Source organism: uncultured Lacinutrix sp., from assembly GCF_947500325.1.
GTDB lineage: Bacteria > Bacteroidota > Bacteroidia > Flavobacteriales > Flavobacteriaceae > Lacinutrix.
This window is the reverse complement of sequence record NZ_CANMRQ010000023.1, coordinates 43,490-54,687: the sequence shown is the minus strand read 5'-3', so window position 1 is coordinate 54,687 and position 11,198 is coordinate 43,490. Positions and strand designations below refer to the sequence as shown.

Annotated in this window: 8 protein-coding genes; 3 read left to right on the top strand and 5 right to left on the bottom strand. The window is 32.0% G+C overall.

The window, feature by feature from the left end; genetic code table 11:
- A partial coding sequence (locus Q0997_RS17880) for a choice-of-anchor L domain-containing protein (RefSeq protein WP_299891424.1) occupies positions 1 to 3,126 on the bottom strand: 3,126 nt, incomplete at its 3' end.
- Between the two features lie 323 nt (positions 3,127 to 3,449).
- On the opposite strand from Q0997_RS17880, the gene Q0997_RS17875 reads away from it, so the two are divergent.
- From Q0997_RS17875 to Q0997_RS17865, 3 genes are all read left to right on the top strand, one after another.
- Positions 3,450 to 5,486 (top strand): thioredoxin domain-containing protein, encoded by a 2,037-nt coding sequence (locus Q0997_RS17875; RefSeq protein ID WP_299891421.1) that lies wholly within the window; start codon positions 3,450 to 3,452, stop codon positions 5,484 to 5,486.
- A 3-nt stretch (positions 5,487 to 5,489) separates the two neighbouring features.
- A complete protein-coding gene (locus tag Q0997_RS17870; RefSeq protein ID WP_299891418.1) occupies positions 5,490 to 5,852 on the top strand; it encodes a DUF1304 domain-containing protein in 363 nt (120 codons plus the stop codon).
- Positions 5,853 to 5,972: 120 nt separating this feature from the next.
- The gene (locus Q0997_RS17865; protein WP_299891415.1) at positions 5,973 to 6,785 is read left to right on the top strand and encodes a mechanosensitive ion channel domain-containing protein; all 813 of its coding nucleotides are present in this window, start codon (positions 5,973 to 5,975) and stop codon (positions 6,783 to 6,785) included.
- A gap of 4 nt (positions 6,786 to 6,789) precedes the next feature.
- Here the strand turns inward: Q0997_RS17865 and tsaB are convergent, their stop codons facing one another.
- From tsaB to Q0997_RS17845, 4 genes are read right to left on the bottom strand one after another with little or no spacing between them, the layout of a single operon-like run.
- Entirely contained in the window at positions 6,790 to 7,464 is a 675-nt protein-coding gene (gene tsaB / locus Q0997_RS17860; RefSeq protein WP_299891412.1) for a tRNA (adenosine(37)-N6)-threonylcarbamoyltransferase complex dimerization subunit type 1 TsaB, read from the bottom strand.
- 1 nt (position 7,465) lies between these two features.
- Entirely contained in the window at positions 7,466 to 8,794 is a 1,329-nt protein-coding gene (locus Q0997_RS17855) for a TolC family protein (protein ID WP_299891410.1), read from the bottom strand.
- Complete coding sequence (locus tag Q0997_RS17850) at positions 8,784 to 9,899, bottom strand: efflux RND transporter periplasmic adaptor subunit (protein WP_299891407.1); 1,116 nt, start codon at positions 9,897 to 9,899, stop codon at positions 8,784 to 8,786. The genes Q0997_RS17855 and Q0997_RS17850 overlap by 11 nt, the downstream gene beginning before the upstream one ends.
- Before the next feature lie 51 nt (positions 9,900 to 9,950).
- The gene (locus Q0997_RS17845; RefSeq protein ID WP_299891403.1) at positions 9,951 to 11,198 is read right to left on the bottom strand and encodes an ABC transporter permease; all 1,248 of its coding nucleotides are present in this window, start codon (positions 11,196 to 11,198) and stop codon (positions 9,951 to 9,953) included.

Genomic DNA, 11,198 nt, shown 5'->3' with positions numbered 1-11,198 from the left:
GGTATCTGTTGGTAATGGATTAAAGGCATAAACACCACCTGGTGTAACTACTGAATCTACTGTTCCACCATCACATGTTGGTAGCATTGTAAAACTCGCATCATTTGTGATATTAACTGTTACTGTAAATGAACTTGTTGTTGGGCAAACATCATTTGAAGTATAATCTACAGTATAAGAAGCTCCTGATGTTCCATTGGTTATTGTTCCTGTAGTAGCATCAATTATTGCAGCATCTGTAGGTAATGGATTAAATACATAAGTTCCGCCAGGTGTAACTACTGAATCTACTGTTCCGCCATCACATGTAGGAATCATTGTAAATGTGGAATCATCTATTGGAAGTACTGTAACTGTCTGAGTCATCGTCGTAGGACATGCTCCATTACTAGTATATTCAATAGTATAGGTAGCTCCAGATGTTCCACCAGTCACTGTACCTGTTACAGGGTCAATAACAGCCGTATCTGTTGGCAATGGATTAAATATATAAGTTCCTCCAGGAGTAACAACCGTATCAACTGTACCTCCATCACATGTTGGTAACATTGTAAATGTAGAATCATCTGCTGTAATAACTGTAACTGTTTCTGTACCTGTAGATGGGCATACACCATTGGTTGTATACTCTATAGTATAAGTAGAACCAGAAGTTCCGTTTGTAACAGCTCCTGTAACCGGATCAATTACCGCTGTATCTGTAGGTAAAGGATTAAAAGCATATGTTCCACCTGGTACAACAACAGAGTTTATAGTTCCTCCATCACAAGTTGGCGTTGTTGTAAAACTAGCATCGTCTCTTTCATTTACTATAAGATTAAACTCTCCTAAAGGGTTTGTTGTTACATTAACACATGATGCATCACTATTTAACTCTACACGAACAAATATTGGTTGAGGATTGGCAATATTATTATAAAGACTAACTAATGCGCCTGTTCCTGCTGTTGCTTCTGCTAAAGTTAGATGATAAGTAACAGTATAATCTGTAGCTATTTGACCTCCTAAAATAGTAGCTGATTGTGATTCCAAATCAAAAGGCTCAGTATCATCATTTGAAGCATCATCACACAACTCCATGTCCAGAACTGGATTAATTACTGGTTGCGATGTTATATTTAATGTAAAAGACTCTGTCTCATAACAATCTGACGCTAAATACTCTACTCTAATAAAGATTGTTTGCGGCGTTCCAATAACAGCACTTGAACTATAAGCATTAGGATTAGGTATTGGACTAGTTTCATTATCTGCATCCATTTGAGTTTCATAATAAGTCACGACTAAATCACTAGGGTTAGCATCTGCAGCAGTAACTACAGCATCATTCTGAGTTAGGTCAAAAACATATGGTGGCGTACCAGGATTACATAAGAATAAGTTATCTGGTGTAGCTGTAACAATTCCTGGAAAAAATTCAATAACTACTGAATCTGAAGCTGTACACGAAGCTGCGAATACTACATCTACACTATATGTTCCAGACTGTGTAACATCTACTGTAGAGCTTGTTTCTCCGGGAATAACTGCTCCATCTAAATACCAAACATGAGGAACTGTTGGATCAGTTTGAGTATCTAAAGTTACAATCTCTCCTTCACATTGGGCTGTACCTGCAGCAATTGTTATATCATCTCCTAAATCCCCTCCTAAGTTAAAGCTTCCTGCTTCAAGGAAAATCGCTGAATCCCAAATAGAATCACCTTGATCTGCAACTACAAGCTTTATTTCATATGTTGTATTTGCTAAAACATTTGCTGTAGCTGTTAAAACAACTGTCCTTCCGCCATAGTTTGTATCTGGCAAATTATAACCCGCAAAAAAGCCTGGGTTTGCATTACACACTGCAGACCCATTAATGTTAGTTACACTAACTGGTGTAACTCCATCTGGTAAAACCGCTAAGTTAGTGTATGGCACCGTACCTACTTCCCTTAATAAAAACGCAAAACTATCAGCGAAGTTACATTCTGTATTACCGTCATATTCTTCTGAAGCCATAACAAATCGGAAGCTAATACTATCTGCAGTAGGCACAAAATTAAACTTAACAAATGTGGCATCGTTAGTATTAGTTTGACCAAGTGCGGCCTCTAAATCTGCATCTCCTGGTTGACCATTATTAAAACTAGGATTAGGGTTAGCAGGAACAGCCGTAGTATTCCCTCCTCCAGACGCCCGTCCAGTACTCAATATTACTCCTTCATTAAAAGGAAAGCCGACAGCTCCTCCTCTTCTAAAATAACCATAACTTTTGGTATTTGTATCCGCAGCAGCTCCATTAACTTGGAAAGAAAAATTATCTACAGCTGAGCACCCTCCAGATACTAGAACATCTGATATTAACTGTTGTATATCATAAGTAGACTCTGCATCAGTGGTGTTGTTTATTATAACTAATGGACTTAATACTTCAACTGTAATAGTTGTAGTTTCTGTACAACCTGTTGGATTTGTATCTGTTACAGAAAGGGTTGTTGTAAAAGTCCCTATATTATTATAAGTTACTGTAGCTGTTTGTCCATTTACTGCTGCAGTTCCGTCACCAGGAATCCAACTATATGTTGCACCTGTTCCATCATCTGAAAACACTGCACTACCAGTAAAATCTATTGATCCACCTGCAGGAATTTGAATAACGCCAGCTGTAGCTGCAGGAACAGTAGTGTCTATTGTTGGTGTTATTGTTTGACAAGACTGTAAACAAGATATATCTGCTGCCCAACCTATAGTATTACCAGTTGCATCACTAGTAAATTCTAGTGTTATACATCCTGTTGCGCTTGTAGTAGAAGCACTTATTGTCCCAGGATTATTAGCTGCACCACCTCCAGAAAACGTTCCTAATACTGGTGCTGTGGTATCATCACCATCATAAATAGTTAAAACATCAAGATTTTGCTGCGTACTAAAGAAAGTAAAAGCAATCTGAATAAATTGATCTGGTCCATCTGGACAAAGTGTTAAGACAAAATTCTCATCACTCGAATAATTAGATGCGCTTCCTCCAGAATCATATAAAGTTCCTGAACATTGATTAAAAGTACCATTCTGCATAAGTATATCTTGAGCAGTAACAGTTAATGAAATAAAAAATAGAATGATGATGAGCGTAATGTTCTTCATTTTAATTGAGTTTTGGTGGTCAAAATGATTACAATATTACTAATAATTACTAAGTTTTTATGAGCAGTACAACGGTTATATATGACTGTTAAACTGTTTATAACTAATAATTGGTTTAGATTAATATCAAATTTTGCTTGATTGTTATACGAGTATAACAATTGCAACACATAAATCCCTACCATAACCTCATTTTTTTAACATATCTATACTTTCTCTTTATTTAGTATTAGGTAAGTAATGATTAACTTTGATTTATGAAACTTATCGTTTACATTTCTTTACTCTTTTCTTTATGCTCTTTTGGACAAAAAAATGATAAAATGCAACACAAATACACTAATAATTTAATAAATGAAACGAGTCCATATCTATTACAACATGCTCATAACCCTGTAAATTGGGAAGCCTGGAATATTAAAACATTAGAAAAAGCAAAACAAGAAAATAAGCTTATAATTATAAGTGTAGGTTATGCAGCCTGCCATTGGTGCCATGTTATGGAACATGAGAGTTTTGAGAATGAAGAAGTTGCCCATATAATGAATACTAATTATATAAACATAAAAATTGATAGAGAAGAACGGCCAGACATAGATCAAATATACATGAACGCTGTTCAGTTAATGACCGGGCAAGGTGGATGGCCCATGAATGTTATTGCGCTACCCGATGGAAGACCTATTTGGGGTGGTACGTATTTTAAAAAAGAACAATGGATTTCTGCATTAAACCAAATCGCAAAGTTATTTAAGGCTAACCCAGACAAATTAGAAGATTATGCTACAAAACTAACTCAGGGTATTGTTGCTATGGATACTATAAAAGCTAATTCTGAATCTCCAGTTTTTGAAAGCAGTTTTATAGATACTGTTGTAAAAAAATGGGCTAAAGATTTTGACACTCAAAAAGGAGGCATGCAAGGTGCTCCAAAATTCATGATGCCTAATAACCATCATTTTCTACTGAGGTATGCCTACCATAGTAATAATGAAAAAATTCTTTCTTATCTAGAGAAAACACTAACTCAAATGGCTTACGGTGGAGTTTTCGATCAAATTGGTGGTGGTTTTTCACGTTATTCTGTTGATACAAAGTGGCATGTACCACATTTTGAAAAAATGCTGTACGATAACGGTCAGTTAGTAAGTTTATACGCCGATGCTTATACGTTAACAAAAAAACAATTATATAAAAACGTTATAATAGAAACTTTAGATTTTATAGAAAGAGAATTAACTAATTCTAAAGGTGCTTTTTATTCTTCATTAGATGCTGACAGCTCATCTAAAATGGGGCAATTAGAAGAAGGTGCTTTTTATGTTTGGACTAAAGAAGAACTTAAAGTGCTTTTAAAAGAAGATTACGAACTCTTTTCTAATTATTATAATATTAATAACTATGGTTACTGGGAACATAAAAACTATGTATTAATTAAAAAAGAAGGCGACAGTGATTTTATTAAAAAACATAAAATTTCATTAGACAATTTCAAAAAGAAAAAAGAACATTGGAAACACATTTTATTAACTGAAAGAGAAAAACGGAGTAGACCAAGGTTAGATGATAAAGTTTTAACCTCATGGAATGCTATTATGCTTAAAGGCTATATAGATGCTTACCGTTCATTAAAAAATGACAGCTACTTAAAGATTGCCATGAAAAATGCTAATTTTATTCTTAATAATCTAATAAAGGAAGATGGCAGCCTATATCATAATTTTAAAAATGGAAAAGCTAATATTAATGGGTTTTTAGAAGATTATGCTAATACCATTGAAGCCTTTATCTCATTATACGAAGTTACTTTGGATGGAAAATGGCTTAAAACAGCAAAAGCACTTACCGATTATTCTTTAGATTCTTTCTTTAGTAAAAAAAATCAACTATTCTATTTTACCTCTAACAAAGATGAACCTCTTATCTCTAGAACGTTTGAGTACCGAGACAATGTTATACCTGCTAGTAATTCTATTATGGCAAAAAACCTATTTAAATTATCGCATTATTACGATAATAAATTCTACTTAGAGACCTCAAGCAATATGTTAAACACTATAAAACCTGAAATACAGACTTATACCTCTTCTTATTCAAACTGGTTAGATTTAATGCTTAACTTTAGTACTTCATTTTATGAGGTTGCAATAGTAGGAGAAGAAGCTTTAGATAAAATTGAAGAATTAAATTCTCATTACATACCAAATAAAATAATTGCTGGAAGTTTAATTGACAACAATTTACCTTTACTTAAAAATAGATATACTGAAAATGAAACATATATATATGTATGCATAAACAAAACCTGTAAAAAACCAACAAAAGATATAATTGAAGCACTAAATAATATAAAAAAATAAATCATGGAAAAACTAATTATAATACTTGTAGCATTTGTAGCACTTTTACATTTTTATTTCTTAATTCTTGAAATGTTTTTATGGACAAAACCTAAAGGAATAAAAACTTTTGGACTTAAAGACAAAGCTTTTGCGGAAGACACAAAAGTATTAGCTGCCAATCAAGGCTTGTATAATGGGTTTCTTTCTGCAGGACTTATTTTTTCTTTAGTTACTAAAGACATGAGATTATCTATGTTTTTCTTAGTTTGCGTTATTATCGCAGGTATTTATGGTGCATATTCTACTAAAAAAATCAAGTTATTCTATGTACAAGCTGTACCTGCAATAATAGCTTTGATTAGTATAGCATTTAAAATGTTCTAGAAAATCTATTCAACGATTATATTTGCCTCTCATGGATTTTAAAAAATAATTTAAACCTAAGAATAAAAAAATAACACATACTCATTAATTTAGTAACTAATAATAATAAAATTATAAAAAATGGATATTGAAAAATTGATAAGTAAAGGAATAGACTTTGCATCAGATTATGGATTAAAAATTATTGGCGCTATTATTATATGGATAATAGGTTCTTGGATTATTAAAAAAATAACAAAAACTGCTGGTAACCTAATGTCCAAAAAAGGTTATGATGAAAGCCTTAGAAAGTTCTTATTAAACTTAGTTGGCTGGATATTAAAAATCTTATTAATTCTTGCAATTCTTGCAAAACTTGGAGTAGAAACAACTTCTTTTGCTGCTATTTTAGCTGCTGCAGGTTTAGCAATAGGTATGGCTTTACAAGGCTCTTTAGCAAACTTTGCTGGAGGTGTTTTACTTATGATTTTTAAACCTATAAAAATTGGTGACTTAATTGAAGCTCAAGGAGAACTTGGTGTAGTAAAAGAAATTGAAATTTTCACAACTAAAATTGTTTCTCCAACAAACAAGGAGATTATTATTCCTAACGGTACTTTATCTAATGGTAACATTACAAATTATACAACAGAAGGAAAGTTAAGAGTAGACCTTACTATTGGTGTTGGTTATGATGAAGACATAAAAAAGACTAAAGAAGTTTTAATGAATGTTCTAACGTCTAACCCCAAAGTATTAAAAGATCCTGCTCCTAGCGTTAACGTAAGTGCATTAGCTGAAAGCTCTATTGATTTTGCTGTTAGGCCATATGCTAGTGTTGCAGACTACTGGGATGTCTATTTTGGTACTTTAGAACAATGTAAAGAAGCCCTTGATGCTGCTGGTATAGAAATACCTTATCCACACAGTGTTGAAATACAAAAAGAAGGATAATAACTTATTTAGATTTAGGCTTTAATGCTACAAAATCTTTTAGGTAATAAGGTTCAAAATAAGCGACATCTTCGGTGTCGCTTTTTTTGTATTTAATGTATGCCAATATACTCATTTCATTAGCTGAGGGTAATTTCCCTTCAATAAACACAGCTTTATCATTATTAATTAAAGTCTTTGTTTTTTCAACTCCATTTCCAATGAAATATACAGTTTCAGATTTTAAATATTCGCTAAAGGACGACTCATCTAATATTTGTGCTTCTATTGAACGTAGCATTTTATATGATGCTGAAAATACAGCTGAATATACTTCCATACGTCGTGCATCCAGCATAGGAACAATAATTCCGCTTTTAGCTTTAACTTGATAAGCCAGAGCTTCTAAAGTAGATACAGATATTAGTGGAATATCTAAAGCAAAACACAAGCCTTTAGCTGCTGAAACTCCAATACGTAAACCTGTATATGATCCAGGACCTTTACTTACTGCAATAGCGTCTAGTTCCGATTTATTAATTTTTGCTTCTTTTAAAAGTGATTCTATAAAAACATGCAATCGTTCTGCATGAGAATAATTGTTACTATAATCTTCTTTTAAAAGTAAAGTCTCACCTTCTTTGGAAAGTGAGACTGAACAATTTGTTGTTGTGGTTTCTATATTAAGTATAAGTGCCAAATTATTGTGTTATTGGTTTTCCAAGGTAGAAATCTAACACTTTTGTTTTAAAAACAAAATCATATTTAGCATTAATTAAAGACGCTTGTGCATTTACTAATGCTAATCGAGATTGTTCTAAATCGAAAGCATTCATAGCACCAATATCATATCGTTCTTTCGAGTTATTAAATGCAAGTTCTTGTGATTCTAAAGATGCTTTTGCTGCATCGTATGCTCTAAATGCTGACTTAGCATCTGTAAAAGCACGTTGAATATTAGATTCTAAAGTTAATTTTGTTTGGTCTAAACTTAATTTAGCATTTTCTTCTTGAATCTTAGATTTTGCTACCGCCGTTTTATTTTGAAATCCAGAAAAAATAGGAATATTAACACTTAACCTAAAACTATGCGCTTTCTGGTCATTTAATTGATTTAAAAAAGTATCTTCTGTATCAAATAAATTAGTATAAAAGGCATTAGATCCAAAACTATATCCAGCAGTAACCGAAGGATAAAAACCACTTTTTGATATTTCTGTGCTTAATACTGATTGCTCAATATTTTTTTCCGCCACTTTAATTTCGCTCCTATTTTCTATAGCGTAATTTAAAATTGGTGTTACATCATCATACATTAACTCTGCCGTTGGATTATCAATTTCAATGACTTCTACATCAAAACCATTAAAATCTACTTGTAATAATTGAGATAATGTTAACAATGATAATTCATAACTATTTTCTGCAACTGTTACACTTTGTAAGTCACGACTTAAAGTAGCTTCAGAATCATATATATTTGCTCTAGGTTGTACTCCAGCATCTACAAGTTCTTTAACACGCTCTAATTGTTTTTTGGTAAATTCATATTGTGCTTTGGCTGTTTCTAAATTTTCTTTATTAAATAAGATATTTAAATAAGCATTAACAACATTAAGAGAAATATCATCTTTAATTCTAGACAATTCAAGCTTATTCGTTTCTAAATTTAATTGAGACTGCTTATATAAATTAGTTAATCTAAAACCATTAAATATTGTTTGATTTGCTCCTATTCCAATATTTGTACTATTAGAAGTTCTATCTACAAACTGTCCCGGAAACACTTCTGCATTACCTAAAGACAAACTATGACCTAAACTTCCATTTACTGATGGTAAAAAAGAACCTTTAGAAGAAATAATATCCTGCTCATTAGATAACAATGTATTTTGAGCTTGTAATACCGATATATTATTCTCTAAAGCATGGTTTACACATTCTTGTAATGACCATACTTTATCTTGACTGTAAGCTGTGCAAGTAAGTAAAAAACTTAACGCTAGTATTTTTATATTATTAATCTTCATCTTCGTTATCTTCTTTTGATGCTTTATTCCATACTTTTATTTTATCTCCTTCTTCTACTCCTTCAGTAATCTCTACATTAATACCATCAGAAATCCCAAGGATTACGTTCTTTTTCTCAAAAGAATTATCTTCCTTTTGAATTTCAACAAAAGGTTTTTCTGTAATTCTATTAAATTGTAATAAAGACTCTTTTACCACCAACACACTATCTTTACTCTCCATTTCTATTTCTGCATTAGCACTATAACCTGCTCTAATTTTTGTTGACTGCTCTACGGTTACATCTGCTTTAATAGTAAATTGAACTGCACCATTTTCTTCTTGTCCTTTAGGCGCAACAAATGTTAATTTAGCAGGAAATTCTTTTTCATTAATAGCTCCTAATATAACTTTAATTTCTTTTCCTTCTTCTAATTTACCAACTTCAGCTTCATCAACTTTTCCTTCAAAAATCATTTTACTCATATCTGCAATTGTAGCAATTGTAGTACCAGCATTAAAGTTATTACTTTGAATGACTTGATCTCCTTCTCGAATTGGGATTTCTAATATTGTACCAGGAATTAATGCTGTAATACTTGTATTTGCAGAACCGCCACCAGATAATGATCCCCTTTTAATAATTTGATAGTTATTTTGTGCTTGATCTAATCTTTGTTTTGCTTGATTTAATGCTAATTCACTATTCTCAAAATCTTGTCTAGAAATCACACCTTTATCAAATAAATTTTTGTTTCTATCGTAGATTGTTTTTGAATTATTATAAGAAATTTTAGAATTAGCTATTTCACCATTTGCACCTACTAAACTTTGCTCGTTTGGTACTACTCTAATTTTAGCTATAAGATCGCCTTTTTTAACAATATCACCTTCTTCTACTAAAATTTTATCTATAATTCCAGAAATCTGAGGCTTTAGTTCAACTTCTTCTTCTGGATTTAATTTACCAGTAGCAACCGTTTTAGTCTTTAAAGAGGTATAGAATGGTTCAGACACTTTAAATTCTTCGATAGATTTTTCATTAGATTTTTTAAAATAACTTAGTACCATAACCAAGGCTACTAGTAATCCTAATACTACTACGATTTTTAATATTTTTTTCATTTCAAATATGATTTTCTTAGTTGGTTGTTTTTTGTATTTTGATTGATTTATTTATTCTTCTCTTAATGCATCAATAGGCTTTACACTTGTTGCTTTATTAGCAGGTATTAAACCTATTAAAGTTCCTAATACTACCAATATTATTAATGCAATAAATACTACAGCAATTGAAACAGAAGCATTAATTAAAACTTCGGTTTCTGACCCTAGACCAAATGAGGAATCTAATAACATTAATATTAAGCCTCCACTTATAATCCCCATAAGCCCAGCAATAATTGTTATAAAAACGGCTTCTAAAATAATTTGCCTTTTAATTTCGAAAGGTGTAGCTCCTAATGCCCGTCTTACTCCTATTTCTTTGGTACGTTCTTTTACAGTAATTAATAATATATTTCCAATAGCAAAAACTCCTGCTATTAAAGTCGCTATACCCACAAACCAAGTCAAGAATTGCATCCCTTTTAAAAACCCCGTTACTTTTGCAAATTCTTTTCCTAGGTTAAAACCACCAAAGGCACGTTTATCATCTGGATGAATTTGGTTTAAATTCTTAAGTAAGAGTTTTGCATCACTTTCAATTTGAGCAATATCGTATTCTGGTTTTCCAGTAATCATCATCCAACCAATTTCTTCTCCCATATTATAAATTTGTTGAAATGTTGTAAAAGGGATATGAATATCACTCCTTGGTCCCATATTAACATTACCTGTCTCAAACATACCAACAACCTTAAAGTTCATTCCATTAAGCTGAATATACTCGCCTAACATTTCTTCATCCTTCTTGAATAGTTGTTTATAAATATCTTCTGAAATGACCGCTACTTTTCTATTCTCTTCAATATCTATTTGATTAATAAAACGACCTTTCATCATTTTCTTTTTCTGAACTTTATCTAGTAATGGATAATCACCACTTACACCAAAATTTCCAGATAAAAAATCATGAACTACTAATGCTTGACTTTGACTTCTTGGTACAACAAATTCAATCCCTTCGACATTTTCTTCTATTTTCTCAGCGTCACTTATTGACAACTTCACTTGTCTCCCTTCTTGAAATCCTTTAAATGGTTTGCTGGTGCTTTGTGCCCAAACAAAAACACTATTGGTCGCAAAACTACCAAAGAGTCTATTAAATGAATTTTCTAATCCTCTTGCTGAACCCAATAAGCCTATAAGCAATAAAATACCCCACCAAACACCAACCATAGTTAGCACTGTTCGCAGTTTATTTTTTGTTAAACTGTCATAGACTTCTTGCCACGTATCTCTTTCAAATAAAAATCTTACCAT